The 25,129-nt window shown below is 38.8% G+C and carries 18 protein-coding genes; 6 read left to right on the forward strand and 12 right to left on the reverse strand.

Going from position 1 to position 25,129, the window contains the following annotated elements; genetic code table 11:
- Positions 1 to 59: 59 nt before the first annotated feature.
- Complete coding sequence (locus G6Q48_RS15730; RefSeq protein WP_102140384.1) at positions 60 to 536, reverse strand: GNAT family N-acetyltransferase; 477 nt, start codon at positions 534 to 536, stop codon at positions 60 to 62.
- Positions 537 to 948: 412 nt separating this feature from the next.
- Here G6Q48_RS15730 and G6Q48_RS15735 point away from each other — a divergent pair, with 412 nt between their 5' ends.
- A complete protein-coding gene (locus tag G6Q48_RS15735) occupies positions 949 to 2,694 on the forward strand; it encodes an ABC-F family ATP-binding cassette domain-containing protein (RefSeq protein WP_166267485.1) in 1,746 nt (581 codons plus the stop codon).
- Positions 2,695 to 2,917: 223 nt separating this feature from the next.
- Here the strand turns inward: G6Q48_RS15735 and G6Q48_RS15740 are convergent, their stop codons facing one another.
- The 5 genes from G6Q48_RS15740 to G6Q48_RS15760 all read right to left on the reverse strand — a co-directional run bounded on the left by G6Q48_RS15740 (position 2,918) and on the right by G6Q48_RS15760 (position 8,525).
- Positions 2,918 to 3,121 (reverse strand): DEAD/DEAH box helicase, encoded by a 204-nt coding sequence (locus tag G6Q48_RS15740; RefSeq protein ID WP_102140382.1) that lies wholly within the window; start codon positions 3,119 to 3,121, stop codon positions 2,918 to 2,920.
- A gap of 1 nt (position 3,122) precedes the next feature.
- A complete protein-coding gene (locus tag G6Q48_RS15745) occupies positions 3,123 to 3,665 on the reverse strand; it encodes a PadR family transcriptional regulator (protein ID WP_125894386.1) in 543 nt (180 codons plus the stop codon).
- Positions 3,666 to 3,940: 275 nt separating this feature from the next.
- Positions 3,941 to 5,149, reverse strand: coding sequence for a tyrosine transporter TyrP (gene tyrP / locus G6Q48_RS15750; RefSeq protein ID WP_102140380.1), 1,209 nt, complete (start codon positions 5,147 to 5,149; stop codon positions 3,941 to 3,943).
- Between the two features lie 20 nt (positions 5,150 to 5,169).
- Positions 5,170 to 7,110: a pyridoxal phosphate-dependent decarboxylase family protein gene (locus G6Q48_RS15755; protein ID WP_166267508.1), complete on the reverse strand. Its 1,941-nt coding sequence runs from the start codon at positions 7,108 to 7,110 to the stop codon at positions 5,170 to 5,172.
- A gap of 404 nt (positions 7,111 to 7,514) precedes the next feature.
- Complete coding sequence (locus G6Q48_RS15760; protein ID WP_166267487.1) at positions 7,515 to 8,525, reverse strand: zinc-binding dehydrogenase; 1,011 nt, start codon at positions 8,523 to 8,525, stop codon at positions 7,515 to 7,517.
- A gap of 364 nt (positions 8,526 to 8,889) precedes the next feature.
- On the opposite strand from G6Q48_RS15760, the gene G6Q48_RS15765 reads away from it, so the two are divergent.
- Both G6Q48_RS15765 and uspE read left to right on the forward strand, forming a co-directional pair.
- The gene (locus G6Q48_RS15765) at positions 8,890 to 9,645 is read left to right on the forward strand and encodes an FNR family transcription factor (RefSeq protein WP_068443675.1); all 756 of its coding nucleotides are present in this window, start codon (positions 8,890 to 8,892) and stop codon (positions 9,643 to 9,645) included.
- A 125-nt stretch (positions 9,646 to 9,770) separates the two neighbouring features.
- On the forward strand, positions 9,771 to 10,718 hold the full coding sequence (gene uspE, locus G6Q48_RS15770; RefSeq protein WP_102140378.1) for a universal stress protein UspE: 948 nt from the start codon (positions 9,771 to 9,773) through the stop codon (positions 10,716 to 10,718).
- 93 nt (positions 10,719 to 10,811) lie between these two features.
- Here the strand turns inward: uspE and pntB are convergent, their stop codons facing one another.
- Positions 10,812 to 12,200: a Re/Si-specific NAD(P)(+) transhydrogenase subunit beta gene (gene pntB / locus G6Q48_RS15775; RefSeq protein WP_102140391.1), complete on the reverse strand. Its 1,389-nt coding sequence runs from the start codon at positions 12,198 to 12,200 to the stop codon at positions 10,812 to 10,814.
- Between the two features lie 13 nt (positions 12,201 to 12,213).
- Positions 12,214 to 13,743 (reverse strand): Re/Si-specific NAD(P)(+) transhydrogenase subunit alpha, encoded by a 1,530-nt coding sequence (gene pntA / locus G6Q48_RS15780; protein ID WP_102140377.1) that lies wholly within the window; start codon positions 13,741 to 13,743, stop codon positions 12,214 to 12,216.
- Positions 13,744 to 14,128: 385 nt separating this feature from the next.
- Between pntA and ydgH the strand changes: the two genes are divergently transcribed.
- Both ydgH and G6Q48_RS15790 read left to right on the forward strand, forming a co-directional pair.
- Positions 14,129 to 15,079: a DUF1471 family protein YdgH gene (gene ydgH, locus G6Q48_RS15785; protein ID WP_102140376.1), complete on the forward strand. Its 951-nt coding sequence runs from the start codon at positions 14,129 to 14,131 to the stop codon at positions 15,077 to 15,079.
- A gap of 352 nt (positions 15,080 to 15,431) precedes the next feature.
- Positions 15,432 to 16,772 carry a basic amino acid/polyamine antiporter gene (locus G6Q48_RS15790; protein ID WP_432652923.1) on the forward strand — a complete coding sequence of 447 codons (1,341 nt, stop codon included), beginning with the start codon at positions 15,432 to 15,434 and terminating at the stop codon, positions 16,770 to 16,772.
- 304 nt (positions 16,773 to 17,076) lie between these two features.
- Here G6Q48_RS15790 and hrpA read toward each other — a convergent pair whose 3' ends face one another.
- Entirely contained in the window at positions 17,077 to 20,976 is a 3,900-nt protein-coding gene (hrpA, locus tag G6Q48_RS15795; protein WP_166267491.1) for an ATP-dependent RNA helicase HrpA, read from the reverse strand.
- A 214-nt stretch (positions 20,977 to 21,190) separates the two neighbouring features.
- Between hrpA and G6Q48_RS15800 the strand changes: the two genes are divergently transcribed.
- Complete coding sequence (locus G6Q48_RS15800) at positions 21,191 to 21,790, forward strand: FMN-dependent NADH-azoreductase (RefSeq protein WP_166267493.1); 600 nt, start codon at positions 21,191 to 21,193, stop codon at positions 21,788 to 21,790.
- An 80-nt stretch (positions 21,791 to 21,870) separates the two neighbouring features.
- On the opposite strand, the gene G6Q48_RS15805 is transcribed toward G6Q48_RS15800, so the two are convergent.
- The 3 genes from G6Q48_RS15805 to G6Q48_RS15815 are packed head-to-tail and all read right to left on the reverse strand — an operon-like array spanning position 21,871 to position 25,018.
- Positions 21,871 to 22,200, reverse strand: coding sequence for a YdbL family protein (locus G6Q48_RS15805; RefSeq protein WP_125894796.1), 330 nt, complete (start codon positions 22,198 to 22,200; stop codon positions 21,871 to 21,873).
- On the reverse strand, positions 22,197 to 22,409 hold the full coding sequence (locus G6Q48_RS15810) for a YnbE family lipoprotein (RefSeq protein ID WP_102140371.1): 213 nt from the start codon (positions 22,407 to 22,409) through the stop codon (positions 22,197 to 22,199). Before G6Q48_RS15810 ends, G6Q48_RS15805 begins: the two co-directional genes overlap by 4 nt.
- An 11-nt stretch (positions 22,410 to 22,420) precedes the next feature.
- Positions 22,421 to 25,018, reverse strand: a complete 2,598-nt coding sequence (locus tag G6Q48_RS15815; protein WP_239979183.1) for a YdbH family protein — start codon at positions 25,016 to 25,018, stop codon at positions 22,421 to 22,423.
- Positions 25,019 to 25,129: the final 111 nt, after the last annotated feature.

Raw genomic sequence — 25,129 nt, forward strand, 5'->3', positions numbered from 1 at the left:
TAAAGCCAGCAAATTAACTTACTGGCTTTATTCAGCAATATTTGAACAGTGACTAAATATTAGCTTGCGAATTCGGCAATTATTTTTTCATCCATTCGATAGCGAACCCATTCATCCTGAGGCTCTGCACCAATACTTTTATAAAAATCAATTGCAGGCTGATTCCAATCTAAAACGCTCCATTCCAACCGTTGGCATTTTCGTTCTACGGCTAACACGGCAATATGCTTTAATAATTTTTTTCCTGCTCCCGCGCCACGAAAATCGGGGGAAACATATAAATCTTCTAAATAAATACCATTGTTGCCTAACCATGTTGAATAGCTAGTAAAGAATACGGCATATCCTGCTGGCTTCCCATCCACATAACAGATTAAAGCTTCTGTGCTTGAGTTCGCTCCAAATAGGGAATTTTCTATATCAGCCACCGAGGCTTTAACTTCGTGACGTGCTTTTTCATAATCTGCTAATTCAATGATCATATCTAATATCAAAGCAGCGTCATCACGGGTTGCGGGTTTTATTTCTACATTCATTTGGGGCTCTCTTGTTATTTGAATCATGATTTTAAACGTTACATAACAAGAACCCAATTCGCAGCAATATTATTCATCTCTTTGCGCGTGATATAAGTATTATTGATACCTATATATGCTTTTTCCCATAATAATCGGAGAGCGCATTTTCGGACCTTGTCGGTTAAATAACATATTAGCTATAATTGTCTCATCGATTAACTAGATGAATATTAAGGAGGCTAATTTATGTTGTTGTGTGATCTTATTGAATATTCACACTTCTTTGGTAATCGCCAGAGCTCAGGCTTTCACAGTTTTATACTGCGATAACCCTGCCTGAGCGAAGCCACTAAAGAAAACCTTCCCTCAGCTTACTGGGTTGTCGTTACGGCTATCCCTGGTATTTTTATGCCTAAAATTTGAGTAAGCTATGAGCACTTTATTAACTGTAAAATCATTAAATTACGATACTTCAACCTCTACCTTATTGAATGACATCTCTTTTACTGTTCAACAAGGTGACCGTATTGGTTTAATTGGCCATAACGGAAGTGGCAAAAGTACATTGTTGAAGCTAATAACCCAACAACTCTCCCCCAATAGTGGCAGTATCACTTATTCGAATCATTGTGTAACTGCTTATATTGAACAACACTTACCCGATGATGTTGCCAGTTTGACACTGCTTGATGCACTTGTTCAAAAGTTACCTGAACAAGATAAAGTCACTGAACGTTGGCGAGCTGAGGTTATATTATCAGAATTAGGTTTTACACCTGAGCAATGGGAACAAAAAGCGAATGCAATCAGTGGTGGACAACATACACGTTTGCTTCTGGGCCGTGCTTTAATTGAACAACCCGATTTACTGTTACTCGATGAACCTAGTAATCATTTAGATTTACCCACACTTATTTGGTTAGGTAACTTCTTACAATCATGGAAAGGCAGTTTTGTGCTAGTTTCTCATGACCAATCGTTATTAGATAAAGTCAGTAACTGCACTTGGATCTTACGAGATAAATCACTGCATTTTTATCGGTTACCTTGCAGTGCAGCACGACAAGCATTGAGTGAAAAAGACGTCACCGACGCACGCCGTAACCAAGCAGAGCAAAAAGAAATTGACCGTATTGCATCAAGTGCCAAACGCTTAGCCATTTGGGGGCATGTGTATGACAATGAAGCCTTATCACGCAAAGCTAAGCAAATGGAAAAACAGATTGACCGCCTTAAAGATGCCCAAACAGAGTTAACTGAAGGCTATCAATGGCGGCTTGCCTTAAATGGTAAAGCCATTCCTGCAGATAGAGTTTTGGAATTGGAAGGCGCCGTTGTCTCAACACCGAATGGAAATTCGTTATTTAAAACGGCATTTCATCAAGTGAAAAGTGGTGAGCGTATCGCTATCATGGGGGCCAATGGCTGTGGTAAATCAACACTTCTGCGCCTACTTTGGCAACATTATCAGCAAGACTTACGCTATAGCGCACAGTTGAAGTTTCATCCTGCAATTAGTGTTGGATATTATGACCAACAATTAGAGCAGCTAAATGATAATGATAGTCTATTGGATGCACTACGTCATTTTGCACCTTTAACCGATGAACAACGAAAAATGGCATTGATTGGTGCGGGTTTTACCTACACTCGTCATCAACAAAAAGTCGCTACGCTGAGCGGTGGCGAACGCGCTAGATTATTGTTTATTGGTTTAAGTTTGGCCCAGTACGAGTTGATTTTGTTGGATGAACCAACCAATCACCTTGATCTAGAAGGTAAGGAAGCACTTTGCGAGCAAATTAGCTTATTTTCTGGAGCATTGTTGGTCGTCAGCCATGATAGGTGGCTCATTGAAAATAGTTGCCAACGATTCTGGTTTATCGATGATAATCGGTTAGAGGAATACCTTAATCTTGATGATATCTATCATAAAATTGAACAGCAAACACAACCATTATTAGCGTCTACAATTGGGGGAAATGCCCCTGTTAAATCGATGGTTAAAATTCCCAGTAAGGAAACTACTCATGAAGATGAGTTGTTAGAAACATTGCTTATATTGGAGCAAAAATTACTTGCGGACCAAAAACGCAAACTAAGCCACCAAAAACCACAGTTACAACAACAGTGGAGCAACGAAATAGCCCAAATACACGCTAAATTGGGCTTGTAACCGATACCCCTGGTAACGTTAGTGATCAGGGGATTTTCTTAAGAAGCTGTATATTAATATAGGATGATAGTTACAGTTTACAAAATAATTATATGCACCCTAAAATTTACCTTATTGACGACATAATAGAAATGAGTACCGTTGTTCATCAATAATGAAAATAAATAAAGTTTATTCTTTATGCATTTTATGTGAATAAAGATTTTGTAAACTATCCAAATTGTTATTTTATTTTCTGTTTCTTAGCCCGCTTAAAATATGAAGTTGGGACACTTGGGCATACAACTTCTTTAAACTTAACCTCTTTATTCGTATTTATAGGCGGTTCATTTTCAGATGAAACCGGGGCGTCGGTTTGTGGTATTTTGCTTGTTTCTTTCATATATAAACGCTCTTTTGCTTGTATAATATCATTCGTTTTAGCCATTTTATTTTTCCTCTGCCACTAACACGGCATTGACTTGCTCAATTCGTTCTACTGCTCGGTTAATGATCTCAACGACTCTTGTTGTCTCTTCTTTCGTCAACTGTTGTATCACTATTTGGTGTCTCAACAATGACTTAAATTTGTCTACGGCACATTCAATTTCATTAGCAAATTGATTACCTGCTTTTAATTCCTGTGCATATTTTAATTTTAGTTGAACTTCTGCCAATATTTCAGCTTTGAGTAATAAAAAACAGCGACCTTCGGGGGTAATGACATAACACTTTCGCCCTTTTCCATTATCTTTACCCGCTGAAATAAACCCTAGCTCCTCTAACAACGTTAGAGTCGGATATATCACCCCAGGGCTCGGGCAATAAAAACCCGCTGTCTCTTCTGCAATTTTTTTTATTAGCTCATAACCGTAATTAATTCCCCCTGTCAGTAAATGCAGGATATAAATCCTTAACTGTTTAGGGTTAAACATACGGCTAACACTTTTACCGTTACACAAACACGGGTCTAGTTGTTGTTCACTTGCCATTAAAATTCTCAGTGGTTATTCGTACTAAAACCGATATATCTAATATAATAGTTACTTTTACAGAAAATGCTAGCTTTAGATATATCTGTTTTTGTGCATAACGTGCTAATGATAATCATTCTTATATGGATTATACCGACTAACTGTCGATACAACAGTAAAAATGTGCGGTGAATTGTCTAGCTGAGTAAATTATGCAGTAAATTTAGGAAAGGCTTTTAGGAATTGAGCAAGCCAGCCATCAAGATACGGCTGGCTTGTATACACGTATTTTATTAACCAATATTAGGTAATATATTGAAGACAATCCCTAACTGAACACCAATAACAATAATTCCACAAATAAATACCAATGATAGGCCTAACCCACCACCTAGGACTTGATATTTCCGTTGATTCAATGTTCTTGATTTGAATGCCATTGCGCTAGGTAATAATAAGGCGAGTATTGAAAGTGCAATCGCGGCATACCCTAACGCCATTACAAACCCTTTAGGATAAAATAAAGCAAAAACTAGTGGTGGTCCAAAGGTAAGTAAACCCGTTTGTATGCGCCCTGAAGCATTATCTTGGCGTTTAAATAAATCGGCTAAAAAATCAAATAACCCCAAAGCGACCCCAAGGAAAGAGGTTGCTAATGCCAAACTCATGAACATCTGTGCTATTAACTCTGTTTTTCCTGATTGAGCTACATCCTTAATTGCATCGAGCAACCCGTTAAGCCCTGCGTTTTCAGCCAGAATACCAACAAATGTTGTTGTGCCAATACTCCCTAATGTTGCAATTTGCCATAAAATATAAGCAACTAACGGGATAGCACTACCGATGATAAAGATAACACGAAGTTTTTTGACATCTCCCCCCATGTATTTGACGATACTAGGGACGCTGCCATGAAAACCAAAGGAGGTAAAAAATACGGGAATAGCCGATAAAATGAGGACTTTTTCAGTTGGTGCTGCTAATAAATTCTGTTGCTCAACATGAGGTATCATTAACGCCAATATAATGACTAAGAAAACAATTTTTGCAGCAAATAAAATACGGTTGATGAAATCTACTGATGAAGTCCCAAAACATACAACTCCCCCACCAATGATGGTAAATACAACAATTCCCATCCAATCAGCCATATCAATGGCAAAACTACTTTTTAAATTTGAAGTAATAATTTCCCCTGCGCCACTCACATAAGCCGCTGTCAATGCATACATAAGGAACATCATGCTAAAGCCCGTAATAAATTTACCGCTAGGCCCTAAATACCGTTGAGCAACACTACCGATCCCAGTTTCGTGAGATTCATGTTGATAAACTTCAACCAAAAGCAATGCTGTGTAACACATCAATGCCCACAATACTAATAACATAGCCAAACTAACTAAAAAGCCATTACCAGCGGCAGCGATAGGCATAGCTAACATACCTGCGCCAATCGTAGTACCTGCAACAATAAATACACTACCAAGTGTGCGATTTTTCATATTGAGATCCTAACAAGTAATTAAATTTTAATTTTATAATTGGAATGATTTAACTTATTTTCTTCATTAATGAGATGTTGCAGTTTGTCTTCAAAGATATTTTTTAATTCCATCCAATAGGTTTCAAAATGAGCCCTATCACGCAAGCAATGCGTCATTATCGCTGCCCGTAGCACATAAATTGACCGTACTTTATGCCATTCATTATCAGAAAATTGTGCATCTCGACATAAGCTCAATGGGTTATCGCCATACTCTTCATGTGTTAGTGAGGTTGATGAGGTGAGAAAATCATTAGAATAACTTCGCCCTGCGGCATAAGAACATAATTCATATAACCGTTTATTTAATTGATTTTGTTTTTCTAAAGATGTGTTACCGATTTCACGAAACATAAAATTAATCATGTGAAAGTCCGGTGTAGGCATCGCAATAATTGAAAACTGGCGATCTTCAATAATAAAGGGCTCACATTGATTTATCTTGTCGATCATCCAATTCGCTGTGGTGACCCCTGCCGCAATCACTTTTCCATACCCTAAAATATTTAACGGGACTAAACGATGTGCAGCCCATACCGCTGCTGCAGTTGCCCCTGCTTTTGATCCTTCCATAATAGAAGAGCCAAGTAACACATTCTGCGCTTTTTCTGTTGTACGCTGTTTTTCTTGTACTTCTTCAAATACATATGCGGCATGATAAGAAACTAAATCCACAATCCGCTTATCCTTCATACAGATTGCACCTGCGGCATACGGAATAAACCCCACTTTATGAGGATCAACAGTAATAGAGTCAGCTTGGCTTAATGCTTTAAAGCTTTCATAAACATCGCGCTTTGGCCACACCATATTTTCAGGAAAAATGCCTTCACTATGATAACGTTGGAGTAAATTCTCATACTCCATAAATTGATTTTCTTCATCACGAAACATCGCGCAAGCGTATCCCGCATAAGCGGCATCAATATGCACATAGAAGGAAACCCCAAAACGCTGCTCACATTCACGTCGTAGCTCAATGACTTCTTTTACATTGTCTATCGCGCCAGTTTCTGTAGTTCCAACAACAGCAACTACGGCTAAAATTGGCTCCCCTTGCTCAATCAATGCAAATACAGTTTCCCTCATTTTATGCACATCCGTTCGATAACTTGCATCAACGGGGAGTTGCACAATATTCTGTTGGCCTAAACCAAGAATATCCATCGCTTTCATCCATGAATAGTGTTTAGACTGCGGTACCAATAACTTACCGAGTTTTCCTTGCTTTATTCCAACACCACGGCAGGTCAAATCACGAATTTCTTCGAAAATATGCATTTTCTTTAATTCATCAATTAAATCTAACACCTTAGAAACAGAGAGATTGAGTAACTCTTTTTCGGTTTTGCCCTGCAGTAGATATTTGGATTGTGGATGCTGCATAATCGCCAACGGTAGTGTTTTAATATTTCTAGCTACCCATAATCCTTCGTAGTTAGCTACCGTTCCACCAGATGTAATATGCCCCCATGCATGTTGTACGTCATAACCAAACATGGCACATAAATCTAACCCAGCCTCTATTTCTAAAACGGTTGTCGTTGGTGAAGATTCTTGTGCACAATTATTGGGGTTGTACATCATTGCCATGACATAAGCCAAATTAGAAATCATCAGTGTATCTGCATTCATATGCCCCATATAACGGGGAGAGAACCAGGGGACCGACGTTGTTTTTAATTTTGAAGAGAGTTGATTAAGAATGCCTTCAGTACGATAAAGCGTATCTCGGTACTCGGGAGCATAACGGTCAACAGTAGAGATAAGATCAGGATCTTCAGGATGGTAGCTAGAGCGCCAATGCATATGTTCACTAACTGAATACTCCATCATTTCTTTGAAAAAGACAGCATTTTCAGATTTAGGGCCTAAAAATAATGCATCAACATTTATTTTTGAATTTTTAAAATTATTTATCATTACTACACCTTCAAACTACAATTAACGCGTGCTAATTGCACTTAAGTCACTTAACTTAATATCATTGGAAAGTGCATAACGGGCTATGTTTATATAAGAGATATCAATATATTAATGATATGCATTTAAAAATATCATTTAAACATTATTTATTGATAAACAAACCGTTAATGGCCAACTTATTCATAGGTATAATCGATCTCTATTAAATTATTAACAAACTCCGTCTAATTTCGTTCTGATTTGTGGACAAACACAAAAAATCAAAATTTAGTCAACTGTAAAGAGATTTTTACGCTAAAAAAGCTTGAATATGTGAAAAAATTGTTATATTGAATGCGATTTTTACTATTCAAAAATGACTAAAGCAGAATAGTAAAAATCACAGAAATAACAGTTAATCAATTTTTTAACAAAACAATTTTACCGATAAGGTCTCCAGATTCCATATGCTCATGAGCTTCTTTTACCTGTGATAAACGATACACTTTGTTAATAATAGGTTTCATTTTACCGTTTAGTAACAAATCCCAAACTTGTTCTTTCAGTTCTTGAGCGATCAATGCTTTTTCTTCAATAGTACGAGAGCGCATGGTTGAGCCTGTATGAGTCAATCTCTTTACCATTAAAGGCATCATATTTAACTCTTTAGGGTTACCTTTCATCATCCCAATTTGGATGATCCGCCCAAATTTAGCGGCAACTTGATAATTTTTCGCGACATAATCTCCACCAATAATATCGACAACCATATCAACACCTAGTGAAGAGGTGTAGTTGAGCGTCGCCTCAACAAAATCATCTTTTTTATAGTTAATAATACAATCCGCACCGAGTCGTTTTGCTGCATCCACTTTTTCTTCAGAACCAACGGTTGTTAATACTTTTGCACCAAAGGCTTTCGCTAACATAATCGCCACACTGCCAATACCCGATGTCCCACCATGAATAAGTACCGTTTCATCTTTCTTAAGCTTACCTATTTGAAAAACATTTGCCCAAACAGTAAAAAAGTTTTCAGGTATCGCAGCCCCTTCGATAAAAGAAAGGCTCCCTAATGGTAATGCGATATTTTTATGTACTAAACAATATTCTGCATAACCTCCCCCAGCCACCAGCCCACAAATTTTGTCGCCTATCTGCCATTCATCTACATCATCCGCTTTGGCAACAATCGTTCCTGCGATTTCAAGTCCCATAATCGGTGATGCATCTGCCGGTGGAGGGTAAGACCCCTTACGTTGAAAAATATCAGGACGATTAACTCCAGCGGCTTCCACTTTAACAAGCAAATATCCTGCAGAAACTCTAGGTAGTGGTTTATCAATTAATCGCAGTTTTTCTGGTCCACCAGGTTCTATAATGTCAACAACCGTCATCGAAGTGGGTAAAGACTGTTGAGTAAGTGTCATTATATTCTCCTTTTTGAGGTTAATTTGAAAAATTGATATTCATAAATTTATTTTCGTGTTAAATTAATGCTAATTAGTTTAATGTTTCGTGCTTAATTAGCATAATTTTAAGTATTAATTACAATGGGTCGTACATATCGCTTTTTATCGTTTAAAGACCAAAATTTAACCTATATCAAATTTTATATTTAGTAATGTTCTTTAAATTAGCATGAACATCTAAATTCACTAATCTCTTGCAGTTTCTCTGATTGGCTTTTTTGTTTATTAAGTCGATTCTGTCATACTTTACTACTTACCAGTTGCATTATCTTATGTTAAAATTGACTCATATCAATAATTTTAACTTGATTGAGCCTTAAATATGATCCCAGAAAAAAGAGTTGTTCGTCGCATCCAGTCTGGTGGTTGTGCTATTCATTGCCAGGACTGCAGTATTAGCCAACTTTGCATTCCTTTTACGCTGAATGAACATGAACTGGATCAACTTGATAATATCATCGAGCGCAAAAAACCCATTCAAAAAGGCCAAGCTTTATTTAAAGCTGGTGATGAATTGCGTTCATTGTATGCCATCCGCTCAGGTACAATAAAAAGCTATACAATAACCGAAGAAGGCGATGAGCAAATTACCGGTTTTCACTTAGCCGGAGACCTTGTTGGTTTTGACGCTATCATTCATACACAGCACCCGAGTTTTGCACAAGCCCTTGAAACATCAATGGTTTGTGAAATACCATTTGAGACCTTAGATGATTTGTCAGGCAAAATGCCTAATTTACGTCAGCAAATTATGCGTTTAATGAGCGGTGAAATTAAAGGCGATCAAGAAATGATCCTTTTATTATCCAAGAAAAACGCTGAAGAACGTTTAGCTGCATTTATTCTTAACCTATCTCATCGCTTTGCAGAGCGTGGTTTTTCACCAAGAGAATTTAGATTAACAATGACGCGTGGAGATATCGGTAACTATCTTGGATTAACCGTTGAAACCATTAGCCGCCTTTTAGGCCGTTTCCAGAAAAGTGGCATGCTGAGTGTTAAAGGTAAGTATATCACTATCGAAGATATGACAAAACTGACTGATATTGCAGGTAAAGTTTCAGCTATTACATGTTAATATCCCTAAACGGATCACGTTATCGGTGATCCGTTTTCATTTTTTTTCCCAGATTTCTTGCCTATTTAATCCCAATATCATAGTTTATCTATATGGAAACATCCGTGTATCAAGAGGATTTCAATATGGCAAACTATAAAAACCTGCTAGTTGCAATTGACCCAAATCAGGATGATCAACCTGCATTAAGACGTGCTGTCTACATCGTGCAGCGTAATGGTGGACGGATAAAAGCGTTTTTACCTATTTACGACCTTTCCTATGACATGACAACATTACTTTCGCCTGAAGAACGTAATGCCATGCGCAAAGGTGTAATAAGCCAAAAAGCGGCTTGGATCAAACAACAAGCTCATTTCTATCTTGAAGCGGGCATTGATATTGAAATTAAAGTTATTTGGCATAACAAGCCATATGAAGCCATTATTCAAGAAGTGATAAGTGGTGAACATGACTTATTACTCAAAATGGCACATCAAACAGATAATTTTGAATCTATTATTTTTACCCCACTTGACTGGCACTTACTCCGAAAATGCCCCGCTCCCGTTTGGATGGTAAAAGATAAAGTATGGCCTGACCATGGTTCAGTTGTTGTTGCTGTTAACCTATCGAATGAGGAATCTTATCATGATGACCTCAATATCAAATTGGTTGAAAAAACAAAAGATTTAGCAACACGTATTATTAAAGAGCAGGAAATCCATTTAGTAAGTGCGTATCCTGTTGCCCCTATGAATATTGCCATAGAGTTACCTGATTTCGACCCGAGCCTATATAACAACGCACTACGCGGCCAACATTTAATTGCCATGAAAGAGTTACGGCAAAAGTTTAGTATTGATGAAAAGTACACCCATGTCCGAGAGGGCCTACCTGAGAAAATTATTCCTGATATGTGTGAAGAGTTACATGCGGGGGTTGTCGTACTCGGTATTTTAGGCCGTACAGGCATTTCAGCCGCCTTTTTAGGGAATACTGCGGAACATGTCATCGATAAACTAAAATGTGATTTATTAGCAATTAAACCTGACGGTTTTGTCTGCCCTATCACTCCTGCTGATGATGATTAACTAGTGACTTAAAAATCAAGAATGGGTTACTGATATTAACCAGTAACCCATTCTTATTTATATCATTTTGACATGAATTAGTGATTCATTAAATTACAATGCACGTAAGATCGCATCAACGCTATCTTTCGCATCACCAAACAACATCTGTGTATTCTCTTTGAAGAATAACGGGTTTTGCACCCCTGCATAGCCTGTATTCATTGAACGTTTAAATACAATGACATTGCTTGCTTTCCAAACTTCAAGAACTGGCATCCCCGCTATTGGGCTGTTTGGATCTTCTTGAGCTGCTGGGTTAACCGTATCGTTAGCACCAATGACAAGAACGGTATCGGTATCAGAGAAATCATCGTTAATTTCATCCATTTCCAATACGACATCGTAAGGCACTTTAGCTTCTGCGAGTAATACGTTCATATGCCCTGGCAAACGACCAGCGACAGGGTGAATACCAAAACGCACTTTGACGCCACGTTCACGTAATTTAGTCGTGATATCTGCAACAGGGTATTGTGCTTGTGCCACTGCCATACCATAGCCTGGAGTGATAATCACTGATGTTGAATTTCTCAACATTTCAGCGACTTCTTCTGCAGTGCTTTCACGGTATTCGCCCATTTCTTCTTCTGTGCCTGTTGAAGAGCCATCTGTACCGAAGCCTCCTGCAATAACACTGATGAATGAACGGTTCATCGCCTTACACATAATATAAGACAGAATCGCACCTGAAGAACCGACCAATGCCCCTGTAACGATCAGCAAGTCATTACTTAACATGAAACCTGCCGCTGCAGCAGCCCAACCTGAATACGAGTTCAGCATTGAAACAACCACTGGCATGTCCGCTCCACCAATTGATGCCACTAAATGCCAGCCAAAAGCTAAAGCTATCGCGGTCATGACTAGCATCAAGAAGACTTGTAAGCCGACACTTTCTGTTTTAACGAAAATGACTAACAGAATAAATGAAACAACTAACGCTGCTAAATTCAGTTTATGGCGATTAGGTAACATCATCGGTTTTGATGACATTTTCCCTGATAATTTACCATAAGCGACTACTGAACCGGTGAAGGTCACCGCACCAATGAAAATACCTAAGAAAACTTCAGTTAAATGAATGTTTTCCATCACAACATCAGCGTGCCCTTCACTTGCAATAAAGCTGTTAAAACCAACCAGAACTGCAGCTAAACCGACAAAGCTATGTAAAATAGCCACCAGCTCAGGCATTTCTGTCATTTCAACTTTTTTCGCTAAGCGAATACCAATGACAGCACCAATGACCATCGCAACGATCATCCAGCCCACATTTGCACTGTGAGGACCTAAAATGGTGGCTATCAATGCAATAGCCATCCCGATGATGCCGTAAGTATTCCCTCGTTGAGAGCTTTCATGACGTGATAGCCCCGCAAGGCTGAAAATAAACAGGATAGCAGCAACTATGTAAGCTGCTGTCACAATTCCACTCGACAACATAAGTTACCCCTTATCCTTTACGAAACATTTTTAACATGCGTTGAGTTACAGTAAACCCACCGAAAATATTGATACTCGCGATCAATATGGCGATAAAGGATAAGAAGCTTACCCAGCCACCGCTTCCAATCTGAAGCAAGGCGCCCACGACGATGATCCCTGAAATAGCATTAGTGACTGACATTAGCGGTGTATGCAATGCATGAGTCACATTCCACACCACGTAATAACCAACCACACAAGCTAATGCAAATACAGTAAAGTGCGATAAAAACTCTTTTGGCGCTGAATTAGCGAACCAACCAAACAAGATGATAGCTAATGCCATCAAGCCATATTTTACCGTTGGTGACATCTTTTTCTCAGGTGCTTTAACTTTTTCCACCGCTTGCGGTTTCGCCTGCGGCTGAGCAGATACCTGAATTGGGGGCGCTGGCCACGTGATTTCACCTTGTTTAATCACCGTTACACCGCGAATAACCAAATCGTCGAAATCAATATTAATTTCGCCATCTTTTTCTTTACACAGTAGTTTCATCAAGTTAACAAGGTTGGTGCCGTATAACTGGGATGATTGTGTTGGCAAACGGCTTGGCAAATCTGTGTAACCAATAATTTTCACACCATTGTCGGTCACGACTAATTTGTCAGCTTGGGTTAATTCGCAGTTACCACCCGTTTGAGCCGCTAAGTCGACAACCACACTTCCCGGCTTCATTGATTCAACCATTTCCTTGGTAATCAATTTAGGCGCTGGTTTGCCTGGAATAAGTGCCGTGGTCACTATAATGTCGACTTCTTTCGCCTGTGCAGCGAACAGTTCCATCTCCGCTTTTATAAATGCTTCTGACATCACTTTGGCGTAACCATCGCCACTGCCAGCCTCTTCTTTGAAATCTAGCTCAAGGAATTCAGCACCCATACTCTGAACTTGCTCTTTTACCTCAGGGCGAGTGTCAAAGGCACGTACAATGGCACCCAAGCTACCCGCAGCACCAATTGCAGCAAGGCCAGCAACCCCAGCACCAATGATCATGACTTTCGCTGGTGGCACCTTACCTGCCGCGGTGATTTGCCCCGTAAAGAAACGGCCAAATTCATGAGCAGCTTCAACAATTGCACGGTAACCTGCAATATTTGCCATTGAGCTAAGCGCATCAAGTGACTGAGCACGTGAAATACGTGGTACTGCATCCATCGCCATCACGTTAATATTTCTAGCCTTTAAAGCTTCCATTAGCTCAGCATTCTGTGCTGGCCAAATGAAACTCACCAATGTTGCCCCTTCTTTTAACAAAGGAATTTCATCATCCAGAGGTGCGTTGACTTTAAAAACAATATCCGCAGCAAATGCAGTATCACGATCAACGATTTCGGCACCCACTTGCTCATATGCTACATCATCAAAACTAGCTAAATGACCCGCATTTTGCTCTACACACACAGAAAAACCCAATTTAAGTAGTTGAGTCACTGTTGATGGCGTAGCTGCAACACGCGCTTCATTGGCAAGTCGTTCTCTTGGTATACCAATACGCATAATGTTCCCTTTTTAATGCCTGAAGTAATGTTGTTAATAGGGTGTTTGCTAAAATAATGACCATCATCACAGAGAAAAGTCTTATTTTGTGCATAAACAGATTTTTAATGTTCTAATAACCTACTGAAAATAAGCGTCTTGATCCATAATTGATCTCGATTCTTAGACAGTAAATGGAATTCGCAGTGAAAATCTTAGTTTTAGGTCAATAAAATACTGGATACTTTAAAAAATCTGGTAAATTTAACTAGTCAATAATTATTTATTTCTCATAAAAATAAAATCATGAGACAACAGGTTCTGTTACGTGTAATAATCACGTACATGTGATACAACTAAGATTCAGCATGTTTATAATAAATTGCGCAAGGCGGAAGGATTTTGTATGAAGCTGAAAACTACGGTCATCGCAGCCGCGGTGCTGTCATTAACTAGTATAACTGCTACTCAGGCGGCTGTTGAATTGACGCCAAAACAGGCTACTGAATTAAAACCTTATGAGCGTATAACAGTTACCGGGCGCTTTAATGCTATTTATGAAGCATCTGATGCAGTTTCCCGTAGGGCTGATAAAATGGGGGCGTATGCCTTTTACATTCAAAGCCTTGATGATGTAGGTGATAGTGGCAACATGCGTGTTGTTGCAGACGTCTACGCAAAAGATGCACCAGAAGTTGATTCACCGAAGCGTCGTGTATTCGGTGGTGTTGAGGAAATGTCAAAAGCGGATGCAACCGAATATGAACCTTTTGATACTGTTACGGTAAGTGGTTTTTACCCTTCTCAACCAGACCTGTATGAGGCTATTGCAAAAAAAGCCCTTGAGAAAAATGCAGCTTCGTTCTATGTGGTTCGTAATATCGCAATGAATGATGGTGGAAACACATTAGCGACAGCTTATATCTATAAGAAAGATGCGCCGAAGCGACAAGTACTGAATGAAGACGCAGTGGTTCCTGCTGATTCAGACGCTGGCCGTGCTCTATTAGCTGAAGGTGGTGAAGCTGCTAAAAAAGTTCGCATTCCTGGTGTTGCATCTTCTGAAGAACCAACAACCGCAGTCGGACGCTTCTTTGAAACCTCTAGCAGTCAACCGGGTCGTACTAGTGTGACCCTGCCAAGTGGTTATGTTATCGAAGAAGTCAACAAAACAGCCGCGGCTCAAATGGTTCCATTTGACTCTATAACATTCTCTGGATATTACACCAATACGCCTGAAGTACGTTACCAAATAGCAAAACGTGCGGAAGCAAAAGGGGCTAAATATTTCCATATTACAAGAGAATGGCAATCTAATGGTGGAAGTGTCACCATCAGTGCTGACTTGTTTAAATAGTTCAATATTCTGTGATACTAAAACCAGCCTTCTCGGCTGGTTTTTTTGTTTTTATTCACTTCGTTTCCGTTAAATCACATCTCACACACTATCCACCTTCATTCTTTTAAGAAAGTGCATAAAACACCTTAAAAAATGCATACATTACCATTGCATATCTCTCATTTCGTTCGTAGAATCCACACACTGAAAACATGCAGTCATTCTGTCTACTTTTTTTATGGCTTCTAGTTAAACTAATTATTGTAATGGCATTTTAACGTCATTTTAACTTTTGATTTCTGAACGTTCAGGATTTACTTTGAAAAATACTTTGAGTCTTACCGCTCTAACGGCGCTAGTTCTTAGCTCGATGGTTGGTGCCGGTGTTTTTAGTCTCCCTCAAAATATGGCTGAAGTGGCTAGCCCTCTCGCATTAATAATCGGCTGGTCAATTACTGGTGTGGGCATCCTTTTTTTAGCATTTGCCTTATTGTTGCTTTCTCGTATACGACCTGACCTTGATGGTGGGATATTTACTTACGCCAAAGTCGGCTTTGGGGAATTAATTGGTTTTTGCTCTGCGTGGGGTTATTGGCTATGTGCGGTAGTTGCCAATGTGTCTTATCTTGTTATCGTATTCGCAGCAATCAGTTTTTTTACTGATACCCCTGATAACATCATTTTTGGTGATGGGAACACATGGCAAGCCCTAATCGGAGAATCAATACTTCTCTGGTTTGTTCACTATTTAGTGCTTCGTGGAGTACAAACAGCCGCTGGAATTAATAAACTCGCTACAATGGCAAAATTAGTTCCCCTTGGCTTATTTATTGTATTAGCTTTTTTGGCATTTAGACTTGATATTTTCAATGCAGATTTCAGTGGTATCGAATTTGGCGTTCCTGTTTGGGAGCAAGTCAAAGATACTATGTTGATTACCCTGTGGGTATTTATTGGTATTGAAGGGGCTGTTGTCGTTTCAGCTAGAGCTAAAAACCGCCGTGATGTTGGCTTAGCAACAATTTTTGCTGTCAGTTCCGCCTTAATTATCTATATACTCGTTACCTTACTTTCTCTTGGTATCATGCCTAGAGCTGAACTTGCAGAAATAAAAAATCCATCCATGGCTCCTCTCATGATAGATTTAATTGGTTCGAGTGGTGATATTATTATTGCAGCTGGCCTCATTATCTCTGTTTGTGGAGCTTATCTAAGTTGGACCATTATGGCCGCTGAAGTGCCTTATATCGCCGCGCAGTATCAATCATTTCCTAAAATATTCAACAAACTAAATAAAAATGATGCGCCATCCTCTTCTTTATGGCTCACTAATGGTGCTGTGCAACTCTCTTTGGTTCTTATTTGGCTTAGTGGAAGTAATTACAATACATTACTTACTATAGCTTCCGAAATGATTTTAGTCCCCTATTTCCTTGTCGGTGCATTTTTAGTCAAAGTGGCTTTTGAGCGTCATAATAAAGCATTATTTGTGGTTGGGGCTATTGCTAGCCTTTATGGTCTATGGCTGATTTATGCTTCAGGGTTAATTAATTTACTATTATCCGTTGTTTTGTATGCCCCTGGTATTTTGGTATTTTTCTATGCTCGTCAGCAACAAACCAACCAAGTACCATTAAAGATGATTGAAAAAATCATGGCATATGCTATTGCTATCGCTGCTATTCCAGCACTCTATTATTTAGTTGTTTAGCTTTGTACCAAAGGGCTTAATTTTGATGAGTAAATTTAAGCCCTATTTACTGTAATTTCCTATTTTCCACACACTCAAAACCTCAAGATCTCAATACTTCAATACTTCAATAATCTTCTAGTATTAATCCCCTATTACCATTTCACTTCCCTTATACTAGTGAAAATTACTGTTGTACGATCTCAGATGCTTATATTTTTACAATCTATTTGTATGTTGTAACTAAAAAGCCTAAACTGACTAAAAAAGGAAAAGCGCTTCACATAAATAATATGTGAAGCGTCAACGAGTAAAATAATCATTCTTACAGTTGTTGAGACAAGTGCTCCATCGTCTGTATGATCCGCTTATCCGATATTGGGTACGGAGTTCCCAATTGTTGGGCAAACAAGCTGACACGCAGTTCTTCAATCATCCAACGAATTTCTTGCACTTCTGGCATATTTCGCTGAACTGGAGATAATTTAGCTAACCATTGTTGCCACATATTCTGAACATGCTCTACCTTACTCAGTTGTGCACGATCTCGGCTAGGATCAATAGCCAGTTTTTCTAATCGCCGCTCTACCCCATTTAAATAACGAAGGATATCAGGCAAGCGTTTCCAACCATGAGTGGTCACAAAGCCTTTAAACACGAGATTCGACATTTGTGTTTTTATATCCGATAATGCTATTGCCATCGAAAAATCGACCCGCCCTTTTAGACGTTTATTGATAGCAAACACCGCTGTTAATATTTGTTCAACTTGCTTAGCAATATTAACAACCACATCATTTAATTCTGCTCGTGCAAACTCTTTCAATTTTTCAAACTGCACTTCATTCCAAACTGCACCACCAAAATTAGCAATTAATTGGTCAACACCACAAGCAATACAGTCATCAATTAACTCTAACACCTTGCCATAAGGGTTAAAATACAAACCTAATTTTGATTTGTTTGGTAGTTTTTCATGCAAATATTTAATTGGCGATGGAATATTTAACAGCAACAATCGACGCACGCCGGCCCACATTGCTTGCTGTTGTTCCAGCTCTGTTTCAAATACCTTGATACCTACGCTATTTCTCTCATCAACTAATGCAGGATAAGCTTTAACGGAATATCCGCCTCTTTTTTGTTCATAACGTTGAGGTAATTCGCCAAAACTCCAAATATGTAACCCGTGTTGCTCAATACCGTCATCCACAACTTCAGATAACGTTTCTTGCACTTTTTCTTTTAAGCTATTTTTTAGCTCATCAAGATTTTGCCCTTCAGCAACGGTTTTATTTTTGTCGCCTACAACACGATACGTCATTTTTAAATGGGCTGGAAGCTGCGCTAGTTGCCATGATCCGCGTTCAACAGTAACCCCCGTCATACGGCGTAATTCACGTTCAAGTTTATCCAGTACACTGCCTTCAGGCTCTGGCACTCGCTCTAAAAATGCAGAAGCATAATTAGGTGCAGGGACAAAATTTCGTCTAATTGGTTTAGGTAATGATTTAATTAAAGCAACGATTAGCTCATGACGCAGCCCAGGAACTTGCCAATCAAAGCCAATATTCTGAACCTGATTTAATACAGCAAGAGGTATATGTACCGTCACACCATCAGCATCAGTTCCAGGTTCAAATTGGTAACTCAACCGAAATTTTAAATCCCCTTGATGCCAATAGTTAGGATAATCAAGTGCCGAAACATTACTGGCGTCCTCCTTAATCAGCATGCTCTTTTCAAAGCTTAACAAGTCAGATTGTTGCTTAGATGCCGTTTTCCACCAATTATCAAAATGACGGGAGGAAATCACATCATTCGGGATCCGTTGGTCATAAAATGCAAATAATGTTTCATCATCAACTAAAATGTCACGCCGACGTGATTTATGCTCCAAATCTTCAACTTCAGATAATAACTTCAGATTTTCTTTAAAGAATGCGTGACGAGTAGCCCAATCCCCTTCAACTAATGCATGACGAATAAACAATTCACGGCACAGTAATGGGTCAACATTCCCATAATTAACCTGCCTTGATGCAACAATAGGTAGCCCATATAGCGTCACTTTTTCTGATGCCATTACCGCACCTTCAGATTTTGACCAATGAGGTTCACTATAACTATGTTTAGTTAAATGTTCAGCTAAGGGTTCAACCCACTCAACATCGATGGATGCGGCAATTCTTCCCCATAATTTCGATGTCTCAACAAGTTCCGCTACCATTGCCCATTTGGGTGGTTTTTTAAATAGACCCGACCCTGGAAAAATAGTAAAACGTGCATTCCTAGCCCCAGTGAACTCGTGTTTATCCGCGTCTTTTTGGCCAATATGTGAAAGCAAACCAGCCAATAGCGAAACGTGAATACTCCGAAAATCAGCCTCAGAGCTATTAATGGCAAAACCTTGTTCTTTCACCACTTGCCTCAATTGGGTATACAAATCTTGCCATTCTCGAATACGTAAGTAATTTAGAAAATCTTGGCGACACATTTTTCTAAATTGGGCGTTAGAAAGCTGCGTTTGTTGTTCTTTTAAATAATCCCAAAGGTTTAAAAAGGCTAAGAAGTCTGATTGTTTATCATGGAAACGCCGATGTTTTTCATCAGCAGCTTGCTGTTTTTCTAACGGTCTCTCTCTCGGGTCTTGAATTGATAATGCAGAAACAATCACCATTGTTTCACGTACTGCACCATGTTTACGAGCTTCAATCACCATCCGAGCGAGCCTTGGGTCAACAGGAAGCTGGGCTAGTTGCCTACCTGTATCCGTTAATTGATAGCCTTTATCCGCCTGTTTGTGGGACTTAATTGCACCTAGCTCTTCCAGTAATTTCACACCATCTTGGATGTTACGTTTATCTGGAGCCTCCACAAATGGAAATGCAGAGATATCACCAAGACCAATAGAAGTCATTTGTAATATAACTGATGCCAAATTCGTCCGTAAAATTTCAGGATCCGTGAATTCTGGACGTGATAGAAAGTCATCTTCTGAGTATAAACGAATACAAATTCCATCAGAAACACGGCCACAGCGCCCTTTACGTTGGTTAGCTGAAGCCTGAGAGATAGCTTCAACAGGAAGGCGTTGCACTTTTGTTCGGTAACTATAACGACTAATTCGCGCATAACCGGTATCAATGACATATTTGATACCCGGTACAGTTAATGATGTTTCTGCTACGTTTGTTGCAAGAATGATCCGCCGCCCCCCATGAGGATGGAAGATGCGATTTTGCTCACTATTAGAGAGCCTTGCGAAAAGAGGTAAAATTTCAGTGTGACGTAAAGAAAGTTTTGATAACGCATCAGCAGTATCACGGATCTCCCGCTCACCACTCATAAAAATCAATATATCGCCATTACCTTCAACCGACAGTTCATTTACCGCATCTATGATCCCATCAATTTGGTCACGGTCACTATCGTTTTGCTCTCCAATAATAGGGCGATAACGAACTTCAACGGGATAAGTTCGCCCAGATACTTCAACAATCGGAGCGTGACTAAAGTGCTTCGAAAAACGCTCAGGGTCAATGGTTGCCGATGTAATAATCACTTTTAAATCAGGACGTCTCGGTAATAATTGACGTAAGTAACCTAAAATAAAGTCGATATTAAGGCTTCTTTCGTGAGCCTCATCGATAATAATAGTGTCATATTGCAACAGCAATTTGTCATTTTGTAATTCTGCAAGCAAGATACCATCAGTCATCAATTTGACTTGAGTCGTTTCACTCACTTGGTCACTAAAACGGACTTTATAACCAACATTTGAACCTAATTCACATTCAAGCTCTTGAGCAAGACGTGTTGCGACTGAGCGTGCAGCTAACCGTCTTGGTTGTGTATGCCCAATAAACCCTAGAACCCCTCTGCCAAGTTCAAGGCAGATTTTTGGGATCTGCGTTGTTTTACCTGACCCAGTTTCACCTGCAATAATAACAACTTGATGCTTTTTAATGGCATCTAAAATAACGTCTTTTTTCTGGCTAACCGGTAAATTATCTGGATACACAATTTTAGGTGAGTTTAATCGTTTAAGTTCAACTCTTTGTTTGGCTTTCTCAATATCTATTTTAATAGCGTCAAGTACCGCAGAGCGCGATTTTTCGTTCTGGATCTTTGCAATACCTTGCACTCTTTTTTTCAGTAACCATTGGTCACGTAATGAAGTTTGTCCAATATCAGCGGTTAATGCTGTCAGTATGGATTTCACCTGTTAAATCCTTATCTTTAATAAATTTCAATGCACGCTAGCCAATCCACTTCGCAATTTGTGAGGGCTAAATTTTGTTTTTATTTTTAATTGTTGTTATCACATGAAAATACCATCAATTTTTTTGAAGAAGGCTATCTAATTTTTTTCCTATCAATCAGTTACACCTCACGTATCATTACCAATAAAATTTCACCTAAACATAGAGGAACACATGAGTAAAGTATTACTATTGAAATCAAGTATTCTGGCTGACTATTCACAAAGCAATAAAATGGCAGATTACTTTATTCAACAATGGCAGGAAAAACACTCAGCAGATACAGTAACTGTACGAGATTTAGTCAAAGAACCAATTCCAGCGATTGACGGTGAAATTTTAGCAGCTTTTGGCCCAAGTGACACGAAAACAGAACAACAACAAGCACATTTGGACCTGTCAAATACGTTAATTGAGGAAATTAAAGCTCACGATATAATTGTTATTGCAGCCCCAATGTATAACTTTACGATTTCTTCCCACTTAAAACATTACTTCGACTTTATCGCTCGCTCAGGCCACACGTTTAAATATACAGAACAAGGTTCTGTCGGCTTATTAAAAGACAAACGCGCCTATATATTAACGAGCCGAGGCGGTATCTACAAAGACACACCAACAGACACCATGGTGCCTTATTTAACACTATTTCTAAATTTCATTGGTATTACCGACGTTGAGTTTATTTTTGCTGAAGGCACGTCGTTAGGCCAAGAGTCAGTCGAACGAGCGCATCAACAAGCACAAAGCCATATCAATACGATTATCGCTTAAGATCTAGACTTTCTAAGTAATATATTATTAAGACCCAAAACTACCATTGTTATATTTTGCGCACTTTCTGAGTGCGCTTTTTATTTCTTTTGTAGCCATTGACCATTAATTCCACGTACAAATTCCCCAGAGTTCGCCCTTTCTACGAGCTTCTGTCCTGCTATCCTTGCAACGTCATTAGTTTTTAGGTTATTTTTTGCAGCAATTTCGCTATATCTTTTTTCCCGTTCTTGGTTTATTTGCGCTGCTAGCTTGGTGGCCTCCTGATTATTTGTATTAATTGGAGCTAAATACCCTGACAATGTTTCCCCCAATAGGCCTGTTTCTTTGGCTTCATCCACTGTAATTGCTACAGCCTGAAAAGTAGTCAATAATGAACATAGCGCTAGTACTTTGATAATTCGACTCATTTGGGATTTACCTCTCCGAACAAATCACTATTTTCTTTTAATAATTCTTCTACTTGCCTATCCGCTTTTATTTGGATTTCATGTTCAATTTTTACGTTCATATTAATATTGATGGGCTTATCCGGTGTTGCGACCTCAACTCGTAAGCAAGCTGATAACAATAACGCAATCGATATAGCTGTAGTAAATTTTAATATTTTCACGTTCATTCTTATGCTCATTATAAATTTTTTTCCAACCACTCTTCTAAAGAGCTACCAAATCGTAAACTACGCCATAATTGAAAGATATTTTCTTCATGTTGATAATGCAAATGAACTTCACGTTTTTTCTTTTCTTGCGTGTTATACCCTTCAAGGATTGTTTTCATATTTAACAACCCTAAGTTTGTAACATTAACGTCTGTACGGCTGCGTTTTATTTCCAAATATTGTAGCCACCCCATAGCGGAACCCGCAGATATATTATCCTCTCGGATGGAATCAACAAATTGAGTATCTAACCGTAACGTTAATGGCCCACTATTTTCTAACCACCCATCTTTAACTATCCACTCTGGATTATTTAAATAAAAAGGTAACTCACCATTAACTTTACCTGAAACAGCAAATTGTGACACTTTTAATATGGTAAATAACTGACTAAGTTCAATCTGTTTTAATTTTATCGAGGAGGCATGGGTTTGTGGCCAGCGCAGTAAATCCATCGATACCTCACCCCCTAAGGTTTTAAAGCCCACATTAGTCAGTTTTAACGGCATATTTTCCGTTGGTGGATATGAGCCAGAAAGATCGGCTTTAATATCCGTCAATTCAAATAAATTATTGAGCTGTTTAATACGTAACTCAACGGGCGCCTTCCCCCCTAAAGTCCAAGTACTTTGTTTTAAACGCCATGGTAAAACAAAGTCTAATCCTGATAACTCACCATCTTTTAACCAAAGGCTAGTATTTTCTACACGCCAGTGTCCTCCTGCAATAAAACCATCTTCTGGTGTTATTGAGAATGCAGCTTGAGAAAATAATTTTCCTTGTTTTAATTCAATTCCAAGATCAGCAGGAATTAATGTTTGAAAAGCCGTGACTGACTGTTCAGGCCAACGCGCTTCCCCTCTTAATCTTTCACCGTCCCAGCGCCCAAATATGACGATTGGCCCGACATCTTTAGTGCTTAAATCACCTTTAAGTTGAAATTCAGCGGGAGATTTTCCACTAAGATCCGCATCTAATGTAATTTTTGGTAGATAACTTTCAGTACCAAATTGCATTCGTTCACTGGTAAGCTGTAATTGTCCATTAAAATTGGCTTTATTCTGATCTCGTTGCCAAACTAATGGCTTACTTAGTTGTAAACGCGGAGCCCTCATCGATAAGAGCCCATATTGTATTTGGTCAAACCCTGTATTTAAGCTATTTAATGTGATTAAAGTGTCCTGCCAACTCCCATTACCCTTAATATCCCAATTAGCCGATAATGACGGTAAGTTGGCATTTCCCCAATAATTCCAAAACCATTTTCCTTTATCCAAGTTGAATTTATCAGCTTTACCATCCAAATGAATATCAAAATCCCCCCAATATTGCTCTTTAATTTTTAGAATAGCTTGCAAACGCCCTGAAATGCCATCTTCACCTAACGATGTCCCCGCGAGTGGTAATCTAACTTCGTTAAGAACCAGTGTTTCAGAGAGACGGCCATAAGCTCTTAATAATGAACTGGATAAAAAAGAAACTTTTGGCGTGGCTAACTGGCCTGAAACCTTGGCTGGTAAATTAATATCCAGCACCATATCATCATATTTAACTTGGCCATGTAACCTAAAGTTAATATCAGCATCGAGTAAATTTATCTGGGTAGATGGCACCGCTAAGACAATATTGGCTTTCCCTTTCTTTGCTTGTGTGAGCATATTAATACGCCCAGAAAATACCATTTCACTTAATGTATTATTCCAGTTATCAACTTGAAGGCTGATACCGCCTTGTAAAGGAATATCTGCTTCTTTCCATTGCCACTTCCCTTGCGCTATTTGTATTCTAGAAGGCGATAGTAACCATGGTAAATAAAGCAATTCTTCCTTTGTGTCTGTATCCATGACACTAAGGACGCCTTGGTCATTCAACCAACTGAATTTAGCTTGTAAGAATTTTTCTGGGTTGATTAACTTAAAATAAGCATTCAGCTCGCCTTTTTCTGGAAGCTGATTTGCCATTAAGGGGAGTTGCACATCACCAAATAATTCTATTGTTTGCTTTTGTTCTGGTAGAAATGCTAAAAAATTTTGAATGACTAATTGGTGTTCCCTGTTTATTAAAGATGACAACCTTAAATTGTCGCCGCTAAAATCAAATTCTAGAGGGGTAACCTGATTTTTACGTAACCAGATACTGCCTTGGTAATCACTCCATGGCTGTATATTGGCATTATTTATGACTAATGAAAAAACAGGAATATTATCAATAATATCTGCAATATTAATCGGATCATTATCTGTTTCATTCGTTGGCTCAAGAGCACTCAAACATTCAGTTTTAACATCAAGGGCATCCACAATAGCATGCAAGGGAAAGATTGAAAGCCTTGTGCTATTCAACTGAACTAATGTGCAATCATTTGCTGTTATACTGATATTTGCTATACCCAATTGGCCATGACTGATTCTTGGTTCTGAAAACGACAGTTTAAATGGCTTAGGAAGATAGTATGATGCAACAACAGGAGCCCAATGGGATATCGTTATCCATAAAAGTATTAAGAGAGCAATGCTTCCACCCAAAAAGCAGAGTAATATTCTGAATGCTCTTTTCATTAACTGCATTACTACGTCCCTTGTTTGAATTGTTCTGTAGCGCAAATGATAAATTTCAACAAAATCGTCTCACTAAACGCGATACTAGCAAAGATAAACCACATTCAATCGTAAACAGAT

The organism is Providencia sp. M-27, assembly GCF_011077905.1.
GTDB classification, from domain to species: domain Bacteria; phylum Pseudomonadota; class Gammaproteobacteria; order Enterobacterales; family Enterobacteriaceae; genus Providencia; species Providencia huaxiensis.